Below are 21,720 nucleotides of genomic sequence, written 5' to 3'. Positions count from 1 at the left end.
GCTTCGATACCTTCATGTTAAGTACCGGCGACGAAAGCATGTCAACGGGCGCGGCGGAACAGCCTTATGAATCAGGTGAGTTGGGTAGACGAGAGCCGGACGGGAGGACTCGTGTACCTAACGCGCAGGCAGCGGAGGGATCGTGGCGAGCTCGCGCGTCAGCCGCCGCACGCCCTCCTCCGGCGAGCACCGCAGCGCCAGGACGTCCTGCGCGACGGCCTGCACCGCCAGACTCACCTGGTCGTACCGCGCGCTCTTCGGCCGCGGCACCGCCGCCAGCACGCTCTCCCGCAGGATCGGCAGGTACGGATGGGCCGCCACCAGCTCCGGATCCGTGTACAGCGACGCCCGCACCGGCGGCAGCGAACCCCGCGTCAGCACCTGCCGCTGCACCCGCTCGCTCGTCAGGTACGCCAGGAAGTCGGCGGCCGTCGCCGGGTGCGACGACCGGGCCGACACCGCGAGGTTCGAACCGCCCAGGACGCTCGTGCCCGGCCCGTGCGGCCCCGGCAGCGGCGCCGCCTCGAACCGGCCCGCCACCTTCGACCCGGGGCGCGCCGCGTCCGCGTACACGTACGGCCAGTTCCGCAGGAACAGCAGCCTCCCCTCCTCGAACGCCGCCTTCGACTCCTCCTCCTTGAAGCGCAGCGCCTCCGCCGGGATCCACCCCTCCCGCACCCCGCCGGCCAGGAACGACAGGGCCGCCCGCGCCGCGTCCGAATCCACCGCGACCCGCGCGCCCTCCTCGTGCAGCACCGTCCCGCCCGCCGACTGGATCGCCTCCGTGACGTTCACCGTCAGCCCCTCGTAGGGCAGGAACTGTCCCGCGTAGCCCCCGAGTCCGTGCCGCGGGGCCAGCGCCCGGGCCAGCCGCGCCAGCTCCGCCCACGTCCGCGGCGGCCGCTCGCCCGCCGCGTCGAGCAGGTCCTTGCGGTAGTACAGCAACCCGGCGTTGGTCACGTACGGCACCGCGTAGAGCCGTCCCCGGAACGTCGCCGTGTCCACCACCGGCGGCAGGAACGCCTCCAGTCCGAACCGATCCCGGTCCAGCGGCGCGATCAGCCCCGCCGCCGCGAACTCCGACGTCCACGCCACGTCGATGTTCAGCACGTCGAACCGGCTGCTCCCGGACCGCAGTTCGCTCAGCATCTGCGCCCGCGTCTCGTCCGCCGAGTCCGGCAGCTCGACCAGCGACACCGGCTCCGCGGGCCGCCCCGCGTTCCACTCCGCCACCAGCGGCGCCAGGTAGTCGGTGAGGTCCCCCGCCGTCACGAACGTCAGCGGCCCCCGGCCGCCCGCCGCCCCCGCACCCGTCACGGCCCCGGGAGACCGGGCGCCTCCCGCGCACCCCGCGAGCAGGACCGCCACGACCAGCAGGCCCCGCGAAACGGACCGCAACCATCCCATGCGTACCTCCCGGACGCGATGCCCCGCGCGACGGTCCATCGTGGCAGGACACGGCGCGCGCCGCATCGGTGATACTGGTCCGGCGGACCGGTCGACCGCCGGTCCACCGGCCGGGAACGGCGCACGACACGGAAGGGGGAGCGCGTGCGGCAGCAGCTGCTGGCACTCCTCACCCGGGGCCCCGCCCACGGCTACGAGCTCAAGCAGGGCCTCGAACAACTCCTCGGCTCCGCCTACCCCCAGCCCAACGTCGGCCAGGTCTACGTGACCCTCGGCCGACTGGAGAAGAGCGGACTCATCGAGGGCGAGGACGTCGAGCAGACGGGCCGCCCCAACAAGCGGATCTACCGCCTGACCGACGCCGGACGGGAGGCCGTCGCCGCGTGGTTCGAGGACACCGGTGACGAACCGCGGGTGCGCGACGGGTTCTTCATGAAACTCGCCCTCGCCCCGCTCTCCGGGCTCGCCGACCCCATCGCCCTGATCAACCGGCAGCGGCGGCAGCACCTCAACACCATGCGCAGCCTCTCCCGGCTCGCCGCCGCCGAGGACCGCGACAACAAGATCGCCCAACTCCTCATCGAGGGCGCCATGCTGCACCTCCAGGCCGACCTCGACTGGCTGGAGCGCTGCCAGGAGGAGCTCGAATGAGGAGGAAAAAGAGGAAGGGGGACGGCGGCGGGACCGGGCGGCCCGTCGACCCGCCGGGCGACGCGATCGTGCACGCCGAGGGCCTGTCCAAGACCCACCGCGGCGACCGCGCCCCCGTCCACGCCGTCCGCGACGTCGACCTCACCGTCCGCCCGGGCGAGTTCGTCGCCGTCACCGGCCCTTCGGGAGCCGGCAAGTCCACCCTCCTCCACCTCGTCGGCGGCCTGGAGCGCCCCGACGCCGGGCGCCTCTGGATCGGCGGCGAACGGGTCGACGGCCACGACGAGGCCCGCTGGGCGGTCCTGCGGCGCCGCAGCGTCGGCGTCGTCTTCCAGTTCTTCAACCTCGTCTCCCACCTCACCGTCGCCGACAACGTCGAACTCCCCGCCCTCCTCGCCGGCGCCTCCCCCCGCGCCGCCCGCGCGAGCCGCGAGGAACTCCTCGCCGAACTCGGCCTGGACGGACGGGAGGACGCCCTCCCCGCCGCCCTGTCCGGCGGCGAACAGCAACGCGTCGCCCTCGCCCGCGCCCTCGTCAACCAGCCCGCGCTCCTCCTCGCCGACGAGCCCGCCGGCAGTCTCGACGGCAAGGGCACCCGCGACGTCCTGCGCCTCCTCGCCCGCTTCCACGCCCGCGGCCAGACGATCCTCATGGTCACCCACGACGCCCGGATGGCGAGCGCCGCCGACCGCGTCATCAGCTTCTTCGACGGCCGGATCGCCGACGACGCCCCCCTCGGCGACCCCGCGCCCGCCCGGCCGGGGGTGACCGGCGTACTCGACCTGAACGACTGACCGGGCACGAGCGGCCGAGAGAGGAAGGACGAGAGCGCATGCGGGCGACCTGGCGATGGGTCCACTCCGACCTCCGCACCCACCGGGGCGAAGCCCTCTTCGCCGTCCTCGCGAGCGCCGGCGTCATCGCCTCCCTCCTCCTCGCCGCCGCCCTCCTCGGCTACGCCGCCAGCCCCTGGCAGCGCGTCTTCAACCAGTCCCGGGGCGGCCACGTCTGGCTCCACGGCCGCGAGGGACACGAAGGCTTCGGCGCGGCCGCCGTCGCCCCGCTCGCCTCCCTCGACGAGGTCGCCGCCGTCTCCGGCCCCTTCCGCACGGCCGCCGCCACCCTGGAGAGCGGCGGCACCCGCGCCGAGGTCGCCCTCCGCGCCACCGGAAGCCGCCCGCCCGACACCGCCCGCCCCCTCCTCACCGCCGGCCGGTGGCTCACCGCCGCCACCGGCCGGGGCGCAGGACCACGGGACGGCGCGGCCACCCCCCGCCAGGGAAGCACCTCGCACCGCGCAGGGCCCCCGTACGACCAGATCGTGCTGGAGCACACCCTCGCCCGCACGCTGTGGGCCACGCCCGGCGAGACCGTCACCGTCACCCTCCCCGGCCGCGACGGCCCCACCACCCGCACCCTTTACGTCGCGGGCGTCGCCGAGACCGCCGAACCCCGCTATCGCGCCGGGCAGGACGACGGCGTCGGCTGGATCCTCCCCGAAGCCCTGGACCGCCTCGCCCCCGCCGTCACCGGACAGACCGTCGGACTGCGCCTGAAGGACCCCGCCGACACCGACTACGCCGTCCAGCGCGCCGTCACCCTCCTCGGTGCCGAACGCATCGCCCAGGTCACCAAGTGGCAGCAGGCCAAGGCCGACTTCGGCGGCGACGACCGGTTCCTCGGCCGGATCTTCGCCGCCTTCGGCCTCGCCGCCCTCCTCGCCGCGGCCGTCGCCGTCGCCGGCGCGGTCCGTGCCCGGATCAGGGGACAGGCCGGCGACATCGCCGTCCTCAAGGCCGTCGGCTTCACCCCCGGCCAGGTGATCCGCGGCTTCCTCCTCCAGCACCTCGGCTTCGCCGTCACCGGTGCGGCCCTCGGCACCGCCGCCACCCTCACCCTCGGCCGCGCGATCCCCGGCCGCGTCGGCGACGCCGTCGCCCTCTGGCCCCGCATGCCGGGACACCGGGCCGCCGTCACCGGCATCCCGCTCGCCGCCGTCCTCCTCATCGCCGCCGCCACCGCGCTCGCCGCCTGGCGGGCCGGCCGCGTCCCCCCGGTCCCCGCCGCCCGCCGGGCCCACCCCGCCGCCCGCCCGCTCTCCGCCCTCGGCCGCCGCGCCCTCGGACTGCGCCTCTCCCCGGTCCTCGTCCTCGGCTGGCGCTCCGCCTTCACCGCACCCGGCCGCACCCGGGCCCTCGGCGCCACCGCCCGGCTCGCCCTCCCGATCGCCCTGATGACGGTGGCCCTCGTCGCCTGGTCGACCCTGGGCCAGTTCCGTACGGACCCCGGCCGCGTCGGCCGCGCCGCCGCCCTCACCGTCCGCACGGAACAGCCGCCGCCCGCCTCGTTCGAGGAGGCGCTGGAGGCCGTCCCGGGGGTCGCCGACGCCGTGCCCGGCGCCGAGTTCCGCGCCCTCGTCCCCGGCCAGACCGGCACCATCACCCTGCGCGGACTCGGCACCCCCGACGCCCCCTACCCGCACACGATCGCCGAGGGCCGCGCCCCCGCCGGCCCCGACGAGGCCGTCGCCGGCCAGGGCCTCCTCGACCTCCTCGGCGTCCGCGTGGGGGAGTGGGTGCGGATGACGGTCGGCGGGCGCCCGCAGATCCTGCACCTCGTCGGCCGCAGCATCGAACCCGACCACGGCGGCCGGGTCGTCTCCACCGGCCTCGACACCCTCCGCGACTCCGCCCCCGGCCTGCGCCCCGCCTTCCACGCCCTCGTCCTGCGACCCGGCGCCGACCCCCGCCGGGTCGCCGCCGCGGTCGCCACGGCGGCGACCGGCGAAGACGTCGAGGTCCGGGCCACCGCCGACCCGGTGGGCGGCGAGGACGCCCCGCGCGGCGTCCTCGCCGCCCTCGCCGCGGTCCTCGCGCTGATCGCCCTCGTCGAACTGCTCACCCTGATCGGCACGGGGGTGCGCGACCGGGTGCGGGACCTACTCGCCCTCCGCGCCATCGGCCTGACCCCCCGCCAGATCGGCGCCGTCGTCGTCACCTCGGCCGCGCTCACCGCCCTCGCGGCGTCCGTCCTCGGCACGGCGGCGGGCGCCGCCCTCGGCCACCGCCTCGTGGACGCCGAAGCCGCCGCCACCGGCCTCGGCGCCGGCGTGGCCCGCCTCCCGGCCCCCGCACTCCTCGCCGCCCTCGTCCTCGCCACGACCGCCGCCGGCGCCCTCGCGGCCCTCGCCCCCGCCACCCGCACGGCCCGCCGCCGCCTCGTCGACTCGCCCGGCGAGACGCTGTAGTCCGGGCGGGGGTGTCCGGGCGGCGGGTCACCGGGGCGCCGGCGGCGGCCGCGGCGCCCCGGCGAAACCAGGTGCCCGGGCGTGCGCCGAGCCGTGATACCGCTCCGATGACCGAGACGCCGAGCGCCTCGACGACCGCCCCGCCCCTTCCCGTACGGGACTCGCTGCACGGGCTCGCGTTCGGTGACGCCTTCGACGACCGCTGGTTCCGCATCCTCCGCGGGGAGGGCGAGGCGCCCCTGCCGGCGCGGACGCTCCCGGCGGAGGAGCCGTGGCGGTGGACCGACGACACCGCCCAGGCCCTCGTCCTCGTAACCACCGTCGCGGGCCGCGGCGACATCGACACCACCTGCGCCATCGCGGGCGGGGTGATCGCCGCGCGCACCGGAGTCGAGACGCTGCCCGCCGCCTGGCACACGGCCCGCGAGCTCCTCCCGCCGCTTCCCGGTCACCTGGACTGAGGACCGCAGGACCGCCGGACCGGTTCCGGGAGCTGCTCCTGGAACCACGCCCACGGGCGGTCCCCCGAGTGGATGAGGGGAACCGAGGCGAACACGGCCAGGGCGAGCGCCGTCATCACCGCCGTCCCAGGGTGCGCCCCCGTGCGCAGCCGCGCCGACCAGCGGCGGACCAAGATCGAGAGTATTGTCCGGAAAGTACGACCATGTGTGGTGATCGGCGACGACCGGAGGCCGTCATGAAGGACTTCAAGTACGAGCGGAAGCGCTCGCTCTCCCGCGCGGACGCGGCCGACCAGCTGTCCGCCCTCGCCGCCGCGCTCCGCAAGGGCGGCGAGGCCGAACTCGACATGGGCGGGGGTGTTCTGAACCTCCGGATCCCCGAGACCCTCGCGGGTGAGATCGAGCTGTCGGTCGAGGGCGGCGAGATCGAGATCGAGATCGAGATGAAGTGGCCCGTCCGGGGCACGGCTGTTCCGGAGGAGAAGGGCGACGGCAAGGGCAACGACAAGGGCAAGGGTGAGGGAGAGCAGAAGGAGAAGGCGGCGGGCCGGAAGCAGGCTCCGGAGAAGAAGCCGTCCTCGGGGAAGGCACCGGAGAAGAAGCCGTCCGAGAAGAAGCCGTCCGAGAAGGCGCCGGTGCCGAAGAAGCCGGCGGCGAAGAAGCCCGCGGTGAGCAAGCCGGTGGCGAGCAAGCCGGCGGAGAGCGGGCCCGTCCCCGCGAAGACGGGCCCCGCCAAGAAGGCGCCGGCCAAGAAGGCGCCCGCCTCGAAGGAATCCGCCAAGAAGGCGGTGGTCGCCGGCAGGGCCTCCGCGAAGAAGGCCTCCGCGAAGAAGACCGCGGTCAAGGCGAAGGCTCCCGCCGAGCGGTCGTGACCGCTCGGCGGGAGCCTGGGTGACGCGCGGGGCGGGGCTCAGCAGTCGACGGTGCCCCTGCGGAGGGCGTGGCCGTCGGTGTTGGAGTCGTCGGACCAGTAGACGGGCTTGCCGCCCGCCACGCACTCGTCCGCGCCGGCGAGGGCGAAGCCCTCGTTGTTGTGGTCGGGCATGCCGGCGGGCCGTGTGTACGCGGCGGTGACCGCGAACGCGCCGGTGGCGGCGTCGATCTTCAGCGTGCGGTGCAGGCCGCCGCAGGTGTTGTCGCACACGGCCCACAGCCGGGACGCCTGCGGCTCCCACTGGACCTCCATGACGCCGGCCATCCCGGTGGCGATCGAGGCGACGCGGGTGAAGGCGCCGGAGTCCTGGAGGACGTACCCGTGGACCGCCCCGGTGCCCTCGACGCCGACGAAGAAGACGCCGCCGCCGTGGGCGCCGTAGCCGGCCGGCGCGTACGGGGCGCCGGTCGAGGCGTCCTCGAAGCCGGCGGCGGTGAGGGAGGCGTCGGGGATCCAGGTGATCGCCTCGAAGCCGGCGTTGGGACCGGTCGGCGGCAGGTCGGCGGTGAGGTTCCACTCCAGGCTGGCGGTGAGGGTGGAGCCCGTACCGGTGACGTCGTAGCGCAGGACGGACAGGCGGCTGGTGCCGGAGGCGTCGCCGTTGCGCTCGGCGGCGACGAAGACGCCGCCGGAGGCGCCGGCGCCGGTGACCGTGACGCCCTCGCCGTCGGGCGTGCCGGAGCCGTCGGGGAAGCGCAGGGACTTGCCGGAGGACCAGCCGTTCGCGGTGTCCGGGGTCCAGCCGCCGGAGCCGTCGCGGACGAGCCGCCACAGCTTCCCGCTGTTCTGCGCGGCCCAGAGGACGGAGCCGTCCTGGTGGAGGCCGCTCAGGTCGCCGCCGAAGGCGTTCGCGGCGTCGGCGGTGGCGATGGTGCCGGCGCCGGGCCAGGCGACCGGGTCCGTACCGCCACCGCCGCCGCAGGAGTTGGCGGCGCCGAGGGTGACGGCGGCGGCTTCGAACGCGCCGGTGCCGTCGGGGCAGCGGGACCAGGACGGCGAGGAGTGGCCGCTCCAGGAGTGACTGTCGACGAGCGTGCCGCCGTCGGGCAGGTAGAGCCGCGCCTTGTCGCTGGAACCGAGCCCGAACCTGCCGTGCACGTCGAAGGCCCGGAAGGCGCCGGGGGCGAGCGTGGTGCCCGGGGCGATCGTGTACTTCGAGCTGTTGTTGTCGTCCTTGAGGATCCAGCCGGAGAGGTCGACGGTCGACGTGCCCTTGTTGTGGAGCTCGACCGAGTCCTCGGCGGAGCCGGTGGTGACGACCTCGTTGACGCGGATGTCGTCGGCGGGCGCGGCCTGCGCGGGCGCGGCGGTCGACGCGCCGACGAGGAGCGCCGGTACGGCGGCGAGGGCGAGGGGCAGATCACGGCGCCGGCGGCGTACACGCGAAACGGTCACGAAAGTCCGTCCTGGAGGTCGGGGGAGAGGCGCCACGACGGTCCCGGCCCCGCCCGAACGCCGCCCCTCGCCCTCGCACTCCCTCCGTGAACACCAGCGGAACCCTTGCCCGCGTCCGCTCTCGCCTCAGCCGCCCGCCCCCCCGCTCCGGGGAGGGCGCCCAGCCGCTCAGCAGCTCTCGTCGAACTTCACGGCGCGCAGGGTCACCGGCCGGCCGTCGAGTGCCGCTCCCGCGGCCGGTTCCTGCGAGCAGACCCGCCAGTTGGACTCGACGAGGACCATGCGGTCCTCGCCGGACGCGTCCCGGACGGTGAGGCCGGTGGAGGAGTCGAGCGCCTCGCGCGCGACCTTGACGGACTTGCCCGTGAAGTCCGGCATCGTGGAGCCCGCCTCCGCGACGTCGCCGCCGGCGTCCTCGGCGGGGCAGGTCTCCTCCAGCTTGACGGTGCCGAAGTCGACTTCGGTGGTGCTGCGGTGCCGACCGGGCGGGGGCGACTGCGTGCAGACCTTCCAGTTGCGGTCGGAGATCTGGTTGCGGCCGCGGCCGAGCGCGTCATGCGAGGTGAGGCGGTGGTAGCCGAGCTCCTGCGCCCTGTCCTGTGCGGACTGGAGCCCCATCCCGACGAAGCTGGGCAGCTCCGCGGAAGCGGACTTCGCGGGCGGTGCGGTCGTCGGTTCGGTGGTCGGACCGGGGACGGACGGCGGTGCGGCCGTGGTCTTCGCGACCGGCTTCGAGGGGTTTCCGGCCTTGTCGTCCTGGGTTTCCTCGGGGCCGGACAACGCGCCCACGATGACGAGGAGGAGGAACACGCCGCCGACCACCATGGCGACGACGGCACCGGTGGAGCGCTTCTTCTTCGGTGGGCCGTACGCGTCGTTCACGGAACCTCACTCTGCGTCGTCATTGCCGCGAAGGAGTGACGATAGCGCGCACGTCTTCCGTGCGCGGTCGGCGGCAGATTTTTGCACGGTCTGCAGTTTTGCGTACCATGCACCTATGGTCGAGGGGGTGCCTGCCGAGGGCGGGCTCAGAGAGCGCAAGAAGCGGGCGACGCGGGCCGCTCTGGTCGAGGCCGCGGTGCGGCTGGCGGTGGAGCGGGGTGTCGAGAACGTCACCGTCGACGCCATCAGCGCGGCGGCGGGCGTCTCCACGCGCACGTTCTTCAACTACTTCGACTCCCGTGACGAGGTCTTCGTCATGGTCGGGTCCGATTCCAGCGACCGCGTCTGCCGGGCGGTGCTCGCCGCACCGCCCGGGCCCGCCCCGCTGGAGGTGCTCCGTGACGCCCTGGCGGCCGAGCTGGAGGAGGTCGAGCAGCAGCAGGAGGTGTGGTGCCTCCACGCCGAGGTGCTCCGCAAGGCACCGCAGCTCCTCGCGCGCCGGATCGGCGCCCACATGGCCGACGAACTCGGTCTCGCCGAGGCGCTCGCGGAGCGCATCGGCGCGGGCTCGCCGCTCTTCGCCGAGGACCGGCCCGCGTTCGCGTCGCCGGAGGACGAGGAACGCCGGCGCGCCCTGGAGCTGTATCCGCGGCTGCTCGCCGCCGTCGGCGGCACCGCCGTGCGCGTCGCGGTCGAGCACTGGTCCGTGCGTCAGGACCGGACGCGCTTCACCGACGTGTTCCGGGAGACGTTCGAGCACCTCGCCGCAGGCCTCCCGGAGCCCCCGGCGACCGCCGGCCGGCGGTCCTGAACCACCCCCCTGGTCCCCGGGCCCCCAGGCCCTGAGGCCGCCAGGCCCCGAGGCCGTCTGGCCCTCGGTCCCAGGTCCGGGGCCCCGCCCCTTCCCGGCCCCCGCCCCCTCCGGGCCATCACGCACACCCGGGCCCCGCGCCCGCCCTCCCCGCGATCCTCGCACCACCGAGAAAGAGAAGCTGTGAAATCACCAGCCGCGGCGCCCGTCGAGGCGTCCCCGGCCGCCATGTCGGACCGGCAGATACTCCAGGCCATGTCCGGCCTGATGGCGGGCATGTTCGTCTCCATCCTCGCCGGGACGGTGGTCGCCAACGCGCTGCCCCGGATCATCGCCGACCTGGGCGCGACCCAGTCCTCGTACACCTGGGTCGTCACCGCCGAGCTGCTCGCCATGACGGCCACCGTGCCGCTGTGGGGCAAGCTCGCCGACCTCTACAACCAGAAGCTGCTCCTCCAGATCTCCCTGGGTCTGTTCGTGGTCGGCTCACTCCTGGCCGGCTTCTCCCAGGAAGTCGGGCTGCTGATCTTCAGCCGCGTCGCCCAGGGCATCGGCGCCGGTGGCCTGACCGCCCTCGCGCAGGTCGTGATGGCGGCCATCATCCCGCCGCGCAGGCTCGGCAAGTACGCCGGCATCTTCGGCGCCGTCTTCGCCATCGGCACCGTCGCGGGTCCGCTCATCGGCGGCGTCCTCGTCGACACCTCCTGGCTGGGCTGGCGCTGGTGCTTCTTCATCGGCGTCCCCTTCGCGCTCCTCGCCATCGTGCTGCTCCAGCGGACCCTCAAGCTGCCCGACCTGCGCCGTGAGGCGAAGATCGACTATCTGGGCGCCTTCCTGATCGTCGCCGGCGTCTGCGCCCTCCTCATCTGGGTGTCGCTCGCCGGCAACAGCTTCGACTGGGCCTCCTGGCAGACCGCGGCCCTGACCGGAGGCGGACTGCTCCTGCTCGTCGCGGCGGTCTTCGTCGAGTCCCGGGTCGCCGAGCCGATCATCCCGCTCGGCATCTTCCGCAACCGCACCGTGTCGCTCACCACCGTCGCCAGCCTCTTCGTGGGCCTGGCCATGTTCGGCGGCACGGTCTTCCTCTCCCAGTACTTCCAGATCTCCCTGGGCAAGTCCCCGACCGTCGCCGGCCTCATGAGCCTGCCCATGATCCTCGGCCTCCTGGTCTCCTCCACCGTCGCCGGACAGATCATCAGCAAGACCGGCCGCTGGAAGGTCTACCTGGTCGCCGGCGCGTTCACCATGACGGCCGGTCTCGGGCTCCTCGCCACCATCGACACCGACACGCACTTCGGCCTGACCAGCGTCTACATGGCGGTGATGGGCATCGGTGTCGGCATGCTGATGCAGAACCTGGTCCTGGCCGCGCAGAACGACGTGCAGGCCACCGAGCTCGGCGCCGCCACCTCCGTCCTCTCCTTCTTCCGCAGCCTCGGCGGCACCATCGGCACCAGCGTGCTCGGCGCCATCCTGGCCAACCGCGTCGCCTCGGAGATGACGAAGGGCCTCGCGGACGCCGGCGTGCCGGCCGGGGGCGGCGCCGCCGGACACGGCGCGGTGCCCGACATGGCGACCCTCCCGGCTCCGATCCGCGAGATCGTGGAGCACGCCTACGGCGTCGCCACCGGCGAACTCTTCCTCATCGCGACCCCCTTCGCCGCGCTCGCGCTGCTCTGCGTCCTCTTCGTCAAGGAGAAGCCGCTGAAGACCACGAGCGGCATGCAGCGCCTCGCCGAGGAGGCCGACGAGGTCGGTTCCTCCCGCGCCACGGCCGACGCTCCGGCGTAGCCCGAAGAATCGCACGAACAGCACGAACAGCACGAACCGCGTGCGCCGCCGGGCTTCGGCCCGGCGGCGCACGCATGTGCAGTTACGTATACCAAAACGTTCCCAGCCTTGATTCGCTCAAACCCCCAACGCCTGAGGTGCTGGCGAACAACAAGGTCTCAAGTGAATCAACAAGCGGCACCTCTTGTTCCGCATCCTCAATTTGGTATACAAAACGGGGACCCGTGGTCGTCCTGCCTCCAAGGAGTCCCCATGTGCGTCGACACCACCCCGCCCTCACGGCCCTCGCCGGACTCGCCGACGACCCGGGCCCGGTCCTCGCCGAACGCGGTCGCGCCTTCCCGTCCGTCCTGAAGCGTGTCGTGCGGGCCGCGTACGAGATCGGCGTCCCGCCCGCCTCCTCGGCCTCGACCGCACGGCCGGCCGCCCCGCCCCCGGGTTACGCCGGTGACGCGATCCCCCTGGCCGGAGGCCCGCTCGTGGACTCTTGGTCCACCCCTTGCTTCCCTTCCTCCTTTCGCTTCTCCAAGGAGTCACCGATGCAGGAGTCCCCGGCGCCCACGGGTGCCGTGTCGCGCCGTTCGATGCTGGCCGGTGCCGCCGCCGTCGCCGGAGCGGCGGCGGCAGGGGCCGTGCAGGCCACCTCCGCTTCCGCCGCCTCCGTCGCGCCCGCCGCTCCGGCGGCCGCGCCGGGCGAGGCCGACCGCCGGGCCCGTACCGTCGTCTTCCGTGACGTCCGCCCGTTCGGCGGAGCGTCCACGGACCTGGTGGTCGTCGACGGCAGAATCGCCGCCGGGCCGGCGCCGCGCGGCGCGAAGACCGTCGACGGCGGCGGCCGGATCGCGCTGCCGTCGCTCGTCGACGCCCACATCCACCCCGACAAGACCACGTGGGGCGGTGAGTGGGTGTCGCGGCGGCCCGCCTCCACGATCGCCGACTTCGTCGAGCAGGACGTGGAACTCTTCCGCGCCCAGACCCGATCGGTCGCGGAGCGCGCGTACGGACTCATGAGCCACGCCGTCAGCCGGGGCACGCGAGGGATGCGCGCCCACGCGGACGTCGCCCCGGCGTACGGCCTGGCGGGTGTCGAAGGCCTGGCCGAGGCGCGCCGACGCCTCCGCCACGCGCTCGACGTGCAGATCGTCGCCTTCCCGCAGCACGGTGTCATCCGGACGCCGGGCACGGCCCGCCTCCTGGAGGAGGGCGCCCGCCGGGGCGTCGTCGACATGATCGGCGGCATCGACCCCATCGGCTTCGACCACGCCCTCGACGCGCACCTGGACACCGTCTTCGGCATCGCCGACCGGCACGGCGTCGGCGTCGACATCCACCTGCACGACGGGGGAGAGGAGGGCGTCCGGGCCATCCGCGGCATCATCGACCGCACCCGGGCCCTGTCCCTCGCCGGCAAGGTGACCATCAGCCACGTCTTCTGCCTGCCGGGCCTGTCCGACCGTGAGCTCGGCAGCCTCGCCGCCGACCTCGCCGCCCAGGACATCGCCCTCACGACCGTCGCCCCCTCCCGGGACCTCGTGCTCCCGGTCGCCCGGCTGCGCGAGCACGGTGTCCGCGTCGGTCTCGGCTCCGACGGCGTCCGCGACTCGTGGAGCCCCTTCGGCAACGCCGACATGCTCCACCGCGCCCACATCCTCGGCTGGGTCACCGACGTCCGCCTCGACGAGGAACTGACCGACTGCTACCGCGCGGCAGCCCACGGCGGAGCCGACGTCATGGGCCTTCCGCACGCCGATCTCACGCCCGGTTCGCCCGCCGACTTCGTCCTCGTCCGGGGCCAGGGGCTGCCCCAGGTCGTGGTCGACATGCCGCAGCGGGACCTGGTCGTCCACGGTGGCGTGGTCGTGGCGAGGGACGGGGAGTTCCTGGCCTGACGGAGGCGGCGGCGCACCGCACGGCGGACCGTGCGGCGCACCGCACAGCACGGCGGACCGCACGGCACGGCGCACGGCGTATCGCGTATCGCGCGGTGCGCCGTCGCGCGCAAGGGCGCGATCCGGCCAGCGCCGGGAACGCCGCAAACGGGGACCACTGCCCCGTACGGTTCCGGCCGGCGCGAGGGCGCCGGGCCCCGGCTCCGTGCGCGTCGGCGGGCGGCGGTGCCGCCGGGGCCCGTGCGTGAGGCGGAGCGGCTCCGCTCCGTGAACTGCAACGCTTCTCTGAAAGTTTCTGACGCTCCTTCAACAACTGCTGTACCGAGGGCGGTCGGCGGAGCCCTTCGTGGCCGGTGACGGTGGACGCGCGTAGAGGGGCCGAAAGTGCGCCTTGTCGCGACCCCCTGCGGAGCCGAGGATTCCTCTCGCAGTCGTTGTTCGCTCAAGCACTCGATTGTCAGGTTCATGGCGGGAACCCCCGCCGATCCCACTCCATCTGGGCCGCCCACCCAGCGGCTCACCCCCCTCGGAGGACCCAGTGAACCGTCCGTCCCAGAACCGTCGCCTCACCAAGGGCACCCGCGCCCTCGCCGTCCTCGGTGCGCTCGTCGCCGCGACGGCCCTCGCCGCCCCCACGTCCTCGGCGCAGTCGGCCGACACCGCCCGGGCGGGCGTCGCCGCGCTCGCCGCCACCAGCGACGCCGTCCTCGACGCGGACGTGGCCGGCACCGCCTGGTACACCGACCAGGCCACCGGCAAGGTCGTCGTCACCGCCGACGAGTCCGTCTCGTCGGACGAGATCGCCGCCCTCCGCAAGGCCGCGGGCGCGAACGCCGCACACCTGAAGATCGAGCGGACCGCCGGCAAGATCAACAAGCTGATCGCGGGCGGCCAGGCCATCTACGCCGGCGGCGGCCGGTGCTCCCTCGGCTTCAACGTCCGCAGCGGCAGCACCTACTACGCGCTGACGGCCGGCCACTGCACCGACTCCGCGAGCACCTGGTACACGAACTCCGCCAACACCGCCCTCCTCGGCAGCCGTACGGGCTCCAGCTTCCCCACCAACGACTACGGCATCATCCGTCACTCCAACGCTTCCGCCGCCGACGGCCGCGTCTACCTCTACAACGGCAGCTACCGGGACATCACCGGCGCCGGCAACGCCTACGTCGGGCAGTCCGTCCAGCGCAGCGGCAGCACCACGGGCCTGCGCGGCGGCACCGTCACCGGTCTCAACGCCACGGTCAACTACGGCAACGGCGACATCGTCTACGGCCTGATCCAGACCAACGTCTGCGCCGAGCCCGGCGACAGCGGCGGCGCCATGTTCGCCGGTTCCACCGCCCTCGGCCTGACCTCCGGCGGCAGCGGCAACTGCTCCACCGGCGGCACCACGTTCTTCCAGCCGGTCACCGAGGCCCTCAGCGCCTACGGCGTCAGCGTCTTCTGACCACTGGCCCAGGCCCGGGCCGAGGAGGACGACAACCCTGCCCGACCACCGCGCCCACGCCGGCACCCCGGCGTGGGCGCGACGGCGTTCCCGGGGCGTGGACGCCGGAAGCCGTGCGGCCGGGCGACGGTGACGCCGTCCGGGTCGGGACCGGAGGGGGCGGGCCGGCGCAGGCATCGGCCGGGGAGGCGGGGCGTCCACGGGGCGGTTCGCCGATCTGGGTCGGTCCACGGGCAATCGGCAAACAATGCATCAGATTGCCAGAAACGAGACAAAGAGAGCAGTGATGACCGCGTGGCGTTCGCGTCACGTGTCTGTCCTCGCGCCGAAGAGTCCGCCTCCCCGCCACGCGGGAGGCGAAGGCGCACGCTTCGACCCGCCGGATCGCCTGCACCGTGTCCAGCCGCGGGAAGCGCTCGGGCGTCCCCGGCCGCCGGAGAGTTCGGCGCCCCTCGTCTCACCCGTGGGGCGGTCGGTGGCGGGCCTGTTCCAGCATGCTGCGGCAATGCGCCCAGGCCGGCTCGGACAGCAGCGGCCGCCATCGGGTGAACAGGTCGAGCAGGTCCGCCCCGTGGCGGGTGCGGACCTCCGGGCTGATCGCGGCGATGTCCAGCTCGTTGGCGGCGGTGAGTTCGGCGAAGTCCCGACGCGCTTCGAGGCTCGGACACGTCCGTGCGCCGGTGAACCGGTCGACGAACGCGCCTCGGTCGTCGGCCGGCCCCCGGTAAGAGGACCGGCGCTCGCAGGAGGCGTAGGAGTGGACGAGCGCTTCGGCCTCGACGCCGATGGCCTCGACCAGCTCTGCCCGGCACCCCAGGTCCAGCAGCGGGCCCGGGAAGGTTCCGTCGACGGCACGCCCGAGGCGAGAGCCGTCGTCGCCGGCCGGAAGGCGTCGCCGCCCGTCCGCGGAGCGGCGAGGTTGCCGAGGACGTGGGTGGTGAGTGGGGGACCCACTGCCGCCAGGGCGCGTCGGCGTCCCGGGCGGGGAGGTGAGACGGGTGCGGAAGTGTGACGGATGCGGAGGTGCGACGGGCGGGGCGGCACGGCGGGCGGGGCGGCACGGCGGGCGGGGCGGTGCGACGGGGCGGGGGCTCGCGGCACACCGCCGCGTCGGTCACCGTAGGGAGTTCCTTCGACGCTGTCCACACTTTGTCCTGGACACGGACAAAGAATTCCCACACCCTCGACGGACATCAACTCCCTTGCTATGAGCCCCTGTTGATGTTCCATGAGTCGGCCCCGAGCTCCCTCTCCCGGCTGCGGCGACCACTTTGTCTCGCGCATGGAGAAAGTGGCGACAACTTGTGCGCACCGGGTTACGGACTCCGACAAAGCCCGCTAGCTTCCTTGAAACGACCCGGTCACACCGACCTGCGACCGGGCCCCTACCGCGTGACGGCGCGCGCCGACAGGCGCATCCGGCAGACCGACGAGGCTGCCGCCCTACCCCCCTCACCCCGGGAGAGCTCTGTGCCCATGAGAACGCTCCGACAACAGCGCGTCCGCACCCTCCTCACCGCCGTGGCCTGCACCGTCGGCTGTCTCCTGCCCGTGTCCTCGGCCTCGGCCTCGGCCTCGGCCTCGGCCACGGCCACGGCCCCGCCCGCGCCCGCCCGCCACGAAGGCGCGCACACCGCGGCCGCACCGGAGTTCCAGCAGGTCACCCTCGCCAAAGGGGTGGCCGAGACGGGCGAGCCCATGACGCTGGCGGTGCTGCCGGACCGCTCCGTCCTGCACACCTCGCGGGACGGCACGCTGCGGCTCACGAACGCCGCGGGCACCACCACCGTGGCGGGCAGGCTCGACGTGTACAGCCACGACGAGGAGGGCCTGCAAGGCGTCGCCGCCGACCCCGGCTTCTCGTCCAACCGGCACGTCTACCTCTACTACGCGCCCAAGCTCACCACGCCCGGCGGCGACGCCCCGATGGACGGCTCGGCCGCCGACTTCGCCCCGTACGACGGGGTCAACCGGCTGTCCCGGTTCGTCCTGAGGACCGACGGCACCCTCGACCTCGGCAGCGAGAAGAAGATCCTCGACGTCCCCGCCTCCCGCGGCCTGTGCTGCCACGTCGGCGGCGACATCGACTTCGACGCCGCCGGAAACCTCTACCTGTCGACCGGTGACGACACCAACCCGTTCGCCTCGGACAGCTACACCCCCATCGACGAACGCCCCACCCGCAACCCCGCCTACGACGCCCAGCGTTCCTCGGGCAACACCGACGACCTGCGCGGCAAGGTCCTGCGGATCAAGGTCAACGCCGACGGCTCGTACGCGATCCCCAGCGGCAACCTCTTCCCGCCCGGCACCGCGAGGACCCGCCCCGAGATCTACGCGATGGGCTTCCGCAACCCCTTCCGGATGAGCGTCGACAAGGCCACGGGGATCGTCTACCTCGGCGACTACGGCCCCGACGCCGGCAGCGCCAGCCCCACGCGCGGCCCCGCCGGACAGGTGGAGTTCAACCGGATCACCAAGGCGGGCAACTTCGGCTGGCCGTACTGCACCGGCGACAACGACCCCTACGTCGACTACGACTTCGCCACGGGCGCCTCCGGGACCGCGTTCGACTGCGCCGCCCCGAAGAACACCTCACCGCGCAACACCGGCCTCACCGACCTGCCGCCCGCGCAGCCCGCCTGGATCCCCTACGACGGCGGCTCCGTACCCGAGTTCGGCAACGGCTCCGAGTCCCCGATGGGCGGCCCGGTCTACCGCTACGACGCCGCCTCCGCCTCCGAGGTGAAGTTCCCACAGGAGTACGACGGCGACTACTTCGCCGGCGAGTTCGGCCGCCGCTGGATCAAGCGCGTCGAGTCCGGCGCCGACGGCGCCGTGCGGTCCATCAGCCCCTTCCCCTGGAACGGCACCCAGGTGATGGACATGGCCTTCGGCCCGGACGGCGCCCTGTACGTCCTCGACTACGGCACCGGCTACTTCAGCGGCGACGAGAACTCCGCCCTGTACCGCGTCGAGCACGTCACCGGCGGGCTCGCGCCGACCGCGCAGGCCAAGGCGAGCGTGACCTCCGGCACGGCCCCCCTCGCCGTCTCCTTCTCCTCCGCCGGCAGCGCCGACCCGGACGGCGGGACCCTCTCCTACGCCTGGACCTTCGGCGACGGCGCCACCTCCACCGCCGCCCACCCCTCCCACACGTACACGACCGACGGTCAGTACACCGCCACCCTCAAGGTGACGGACACCACCGGCGCCTCCGCGACCGCCTCCGTCCAGATCACCGTCGGCAACACCGCCCCCACGGTGAAGCTGGAGCTGCCCGTGGACGGACGCGTCTACGACTTCGGCGCCGCGATCCCCTTCAGGGTGACGGTCACCGACCCGGAGGACGGCACCATCGACTGCTCCAGGGTGAAGGTCACCTTCGTCGTCGGCCACGACAGCCACGGCCACCCGCAGACCTCGGCCACCGGCTGCGCCGGCACGCTCCAGACCCTCGCCGACGGCGAGCACGACCCCAACGCGAACATCTTCGGCGTCGTCGACGCCGAGTACACCGACAAGGGCGCGAACGGCCAGCCCGCGCTGACCGCGCACGACCAGCACATCACCCAGCCCACCCACCGGCAGGCCGAGCACTTCGGCGCCTCCTCCGGCGTCCAGGTGGTCACCCACGGACCCGCCCACGGCGGCAGGACCGTCGGCCACATCGACAACGGCGACTGGATCTCCTTCACCCCGTACGCCCTCGACAACGTCACGCGCTTCACCGCCCGGGTCTCCTCCGCCGGCGCGGGCGGAACCATCGAGGTGCGCGCCGGATCCCCGACGGGCACCCTGCTCGGCACGGCGACCGTGCCGGTCACCGGAGGCTGGGAGACCTTCCAGGACGTGACGGCCACGCTCGCCGACCGGCCGGCCGGCCCGACGACGCTCCACCTCGTCTTCAAGGGCGGCACCGGCTCCCTGTTCGACGTCGACGAGTTCTCCTTCACCACGTCCGGCGGCGGTCCCCGGTCGGGCGCGGTGAGGGGCGTGAACGGCAAGTGCCTGGACGTCGACGGCGCCGGGACGGCCGACGGTACGAAGATCCAGCTGTGGAGCTGCAACGGCAGCGGCGCCCAGACGTGGACGGTCGCGGGCGACGGCACCGTGAAGGCGCTCGGCAAGTGTCTGGACGTGTCCGGCGGCGGCAGCGCGGACGGCACGAGGATCCAGCTGTGGACGTGCAACGGCACGGCGGCCCAGGTGTGGGCCCCGCAGCCGGACGGGACGGTCCGCAACCCGCGGTCGGGCAAGTGTCTGGACGCCTCGGGCGGCACCTGGAGCGACGGCACCGCCGTCCACCTGTGGACCTGCCACACCGGCCCCAACCAGAAGTGGGCACTTCCGTGACCCGCGACCCGCGACCCACGACCCGTACCCCCCAGATCCCTGGATCCGTAGAAAGGAGGCGACCCTGATGCGTACCCCTCTCAGGTCGATGGTCGGCCTGCTGGCCGGCGCCGCGCTCGCCCTGGCCCCGCAGGCCGCGGCGACGCCCCCGCCGGCGAACCTCTCCGTCACCGCGGAAGCGAGCGCGGCGGCCGACCCCGCGTACAAGATCCTCGTCTTCTCCAGGACGGCCGGCTTCCGGCACTCCTCGATCGACGACGGCGTCGCGGCCCTGCGCGGCCTCGGCGCGGCGCACAACTTCACCGTCGACGCCACGGAGGACGCCCGGTCCTTCACGGCCGGAAACCTCGCCCAGTACAAGGCCGTCGTCTTCCTGTCGACGACCGGCGACGTGCTGGACACCGCGCAGCAGAACGCGTTCGAGCAGTACGTCCGGGGCGGCGGCGGGTACGTCGGCATCCACGCCGCCGCCGACACCGAGTACGACTGGCCCTTCTACGAGGGGCTGGCCGGAGCCCTCTTCCACTCGCACCCCGCCATCCAGTCCGCCACCGTCGAGGTGGAGGACCGGGCCCACGACGCCACCGCCCATCTGGGCGGAGCCTGGCAGCGCACCGACGAGTGGTACAACTACCGCACCAACCCCCGCACCACCGCCCGCGTCCTCGCCTCGCTCGACGAGTCCAGCTACTCCGGCGGGAACATGGCGGGGGACCACCCGATCGCCTGGTGCAAGGACTACGAGGGCGGCCGCGCCTTCTACACCGGCGGCGGCCACACCGACGAGTCGTACACCGAACCCGCCTTCCGCCGGCACCTCCTCGGCGGGATCCGCTGGGCCGCCGGCATGACCGACGCCGACTGCCGCCCGGAGACCGGCTACACGGCCCTGTTCGACGGCTCGTCCACCGCCGGGTGGAAGCAGGCCGGCCCCGGGGGCTTCACCCTCGCGGACGGCACCCTCACCTCCCACGGCGGCCTCGGGATGTTCTGGCACTCGGCCAAGGAGTTCACCGGCGACTACTCCCTCAAGCTCGACTGGAAGGCCGCCGGGGACGACAACTCCGGTGTCTTCCTGGGCTTCCCGGCCTCCGACGACCCCTGGTCGGCGGTGAACAACGGCTACGAGATCCAGATCGACGCCACGGACGCCGCCGATCGCACCACCGGCGCCGTCTACGGCTTCCGCTCCGCCGACGTCGCCGCGCGGGACGCCGTGCTGAACCCGCCGGGGGAGTGGAACACGTACGAACTCCGGGTGACCGGCGAGCGGCTGGAGATCTTCCTCAACGGCCGGAAGATCAACGACTTCACCAACACCGACCCCGCCAGAAGCCTGCGCCAGGGCCACATCGGCATCCAGAACCACGGCGACGGCGACGAGGTCTCCTTCCGCAACATCCGGATCAAGCAGGCCGGCGGCCAGGAGCCGGGCCCCCGCTCGGGCGCGGTGAAGGGCGTGAACGGCAAGTGCCTCGACGTCGACGGCGCCGGGACCGCCGACGGTACGAAGATCCAGCTCTGGACCTGCAACGGCAGCGGCGCCCAGACGTGGACGATCGCGGGCGACGGCACCGTGAAGGCCCTCGGCAAGTGCCTGGACGTGTCCGGCGGCGGCAGCGCGGACGGCACGAGGATCCAGCTGTGGACGTGCAACGGCACCGGCGCCCAGAAGTGGGCCTCGCAGACCGACGGCACGGTCCGCAACCCCCAGTCCGGCAAGTGTCTGGACGCCTCGGGCGGCACCTGGAGCGACGGCACCGCCGTCCACCTGTGGACCTGTCACACCGGCCCCAACCAGAAGTGGACCCTGCCCTGACCCGCAGGGGGACGATGAGCCACCCGTACCCCGCGCGGCCACCGGTGGAGCCGCGGGGATGCCGTGGGGGCGGGGCTTCCCGCCACGCCCCCACGGCGCCGCCTCCACCGCCGAAGAGGCCCGGGCGGCGGTCGTCGATCCGGTCCACCACCTTTCGAGCGGCCACCAGCGCGAGCTGGTCCTGACCCACGAGCTGTACACGCTCGCCGCCCGCAAGCCCGCCTACCGCGAGCTCACCCGGGAGTGGATGCGCCGCAGCCGCGTCGCCCTGGAAAGGCACTTCGATCCGGCGACGGCCCGCCAGCTCGACGCGATGATCGAGGGCCTGCCGATCCACCGCGCCCTGGAGACCGAGCCCCACGACCGGGCCCTGACCATCGAGGCGGTCGCCAGCGGCGGAGCACGACGGCCTGCCGAGCGGACGGGCGCGGGCCGGAGTCCGCCAAGGACATGGTGACGGCCTCGGCGCGAGCCGCACCGAGGCCGTCACCGTGACGGGGAGGAGGGGGGCCGGAGGTGGTGGGTGTTCCTTCTCGCCGGGGCTAGTTCATGCCCATGGAGCCGCTGTTGTGCCCTTCGATGGTGCCGCAGGTGGCGGGGGCGGTGGCTTCCTGGGGGAGCTTGGGG

General features: G+C 73.5%; 14 protein-coding genes and 1 pseudogene. 12 read left to right on the top strand and 3 right to left on the bottom strand.

Translation table 11 applies throughout. The features are described 5' to 3' along the window. Window positions 1-117: 117 nt before the first annotated feature. Window positions 118-1,407, bottom strand: coding sequence for an ABC transporter substrate-binding protein (locus IE245_RS35405; RefSeq protein WP_189955361.1), 1,290 nt, complete (start codon window positions 1,405-1,407; stop codon window positions 118-120). A gap of 144 nt (window positions 1,408-1,551) precedes the next feature. On the opposite strand from IE245_RS35405, the gene IE245_RS35400 reads away from it, so the two are divergent. The 5 genes from IE245_RS35400 to IE245_RS37880 all read left to right on the top strand — a co-directional run bounded on the left by IE245_RS35400 (window position 1,552) and on the right by IE245_RS37880 (window position 6,638). Continuing rightward, window positions 1,552-2,058, top strand: coding sequence for a PadR family transcriptional regulator (locus IE245_RS35400; protein ID WP_169090556.1), 507 nt, complete (start codon window positions 1,552-1,554; stop codon window positions 2,056-2,058). Continuing rightward, window positions 2,055-2,852 carry an ABC transporter ATP-binding protein gene (locus IE245_RS35395; protein ID WP_189955359.1) on the top strand — a complete coding sequence of 266 codons (798 nt, stop codon included), beginning with the start codon at window positions 2,055-2,057 and terminating at the stop codon, window positions 2,850-2,852. Before IE245_RS35400 ends, IE245_RS35395 begins: the two co-directional genes overlap by 4 nt. 38 nt (window positions 2,853-2,890) lie before the next feature. Next, window positions 2,891-5,305 (top strand): FtsX-like permease family protein, encoded by a 2,415-nt coding sequence (locus IE245_RS35390; RefSeq protein ID WP_189955357.1) that lies wholly within the window; start codon window positions 2,891-2,893, stop codon window positions 5,303-5,305. 107 nt (window positions 5,306-5,412) lie between these two features. Continuing rightward, window positions 5,413-5,766 (top strand): ADP-ribosylglycohydrolase family protein, encoded by a 354-nt coding sequence (locus IE245_RS35385; RefSeq protein ID WP_189955355.1) that lies wholly within the window; start codon window positions 5,413-5,415, stop codon window positions 5,764-5,766. A 236-nt stretch (window positions 5,767-6,002) separates the two neighbouring features. Then, the gene (locus IE245_RS37880; RefSeq protein ID WP_268256632.1) at window positions 6,003-6,638 is read left to right on the top strand and encodes an amphi-Trp domain-containing protein; all 636 of its coding nucleotides are present in this window, start codon (window positions 6,003-6,005) and stop codon (window positions 6,636-6,638) included. Between the two features lie 38 nt (window positions 6,639-6,676). On the opposite strand, the gene IE245_RS35375 is transcribed toward IE245_RS37880, so the two are convergent. Beyond that, window positions 6,677-8,095: a lamin tail domain-containing protein gene (locus tag IE245_RS35375; RefSeq protein WP_189955354.1), complete on the bottom strand. Its 1,419-nt coding sequence runs from the start codon at window positions 8,093-8,095 to the stop codon at window positions 6,677-6,679. A gap of 168 nt (window positions 8,096-8,263) precedes the next feature. Next, complete coding sequence (locus IE245_RS35370; protein WP_229852026.1) at window positions 8,264-8,977, bottom strand: PASTA domain-containing protein; 714 nt, start codon at window positions 8,975-8,977, stop codon at window positions 8,264-8,266. Between the two features lie 115 nt (window positions 8,978-9,092). Between IE245_RS35370 and IE245_RS35365 the strand changes: the two genes are divergently transcribed. The 7 genes and pseudogenes from IE245_RS35365 to IE245_RS35335 form a co-directional block, all read left to right on the top strand. After that, complete coding sequence (locus IE245_RS35365) at window positions 9,093-9,788, top strand: TetR/AcrR family transcriptional regulator (protein WP_189955353.1); 696 nt, start codon at window positions 9,093-9,095, stop codon at window positions 9,786-9,788. Window positions 9,789-10,016: 228 nt separating this feature from the next. Further along, window positions 10,017-11,579 (top strand): MDR family MFS transporter, encoded by a 1,563-nt coding sequence (locus IE245_RS35360; protein WP_189955384.1) that lies wholly within the window; start codon window positions 10,017-10,019, stop codon window positions 11,577-11,579. Window positions 11,580-12,118: 539 nt separating this feature from the next. Beyond that, the gene (locus IE245_RS35355; protein WP_189955382.1) at window positions 12,119-13,468 is read left to right on the top strand and encodes an amidohydrolase; all 1,350 of its coding nucleotides are present in this window, start codon (window positions 12,119-12,121) and stop codon (window positions 13,466-13,468) included. Between the two features lie 538 nt (window positions 13,469-14,006). Further along, on the top strand, window positions 14,007-14,918 hold the full coding sequence (locus IE245_RS35350) for a S1 family peptidase (RefSeq protein WP_189955352.1): 912 nt from the start codon (window positions 14,007-14,009) through the stop codon (window positions 14,916-14,918). 1,476 nt (window positions 14,919-16,394) lie between these two features. After that, window positions 16,395-19,274 (top strand): PQQ-dependent sugar dehydrogenase, encoded by a 2,880-nt coding sequence (locus IE245_RS35345; RefSeq protein ID WP_189955351.1) that lies wholly within the window; start codon window positions 16,395-16,397, stop codon window positions 19,272-19,274. 67 nt (window positions 19,275-19,341) lie between these two features. Next, on the top strand, window positions 19,342-21,093 hold the full coding sequence (locus IE245_RS35340) for a ThuA domain-containing protein (RefSeq protein ID WP_189955350.1): 1,752 nt from the start codon (window positions 19,342-19,344) through the stop codon (window positions 21,091-21,093). 94 nt (window positions 21,094-21,187) lie between these two features. Next, window positions 21,188-21,550: pseudogene (locus IE245_RS35335) on the top strand (TetR/AcrR family transcriptional regulator); the annotation flags it as partial. Window positions 21,551-21,720: the final 170 nt, after the last annotated feature.

This window comes from Streptomyces roseolus (genome assembly GCF_014649855.1).
Classification (GTDB): domain Bacteria; phylum Actinomycetota; class Actinomycetes; order Streptomycetales; family Streptomycetaceae; genus Streptomyces; species Streptomyces roseolus.
Note: the sequence above shows the minus strand (reverse complement) of the source record. Positions and strands in the feature narration are given on the sequence as shown.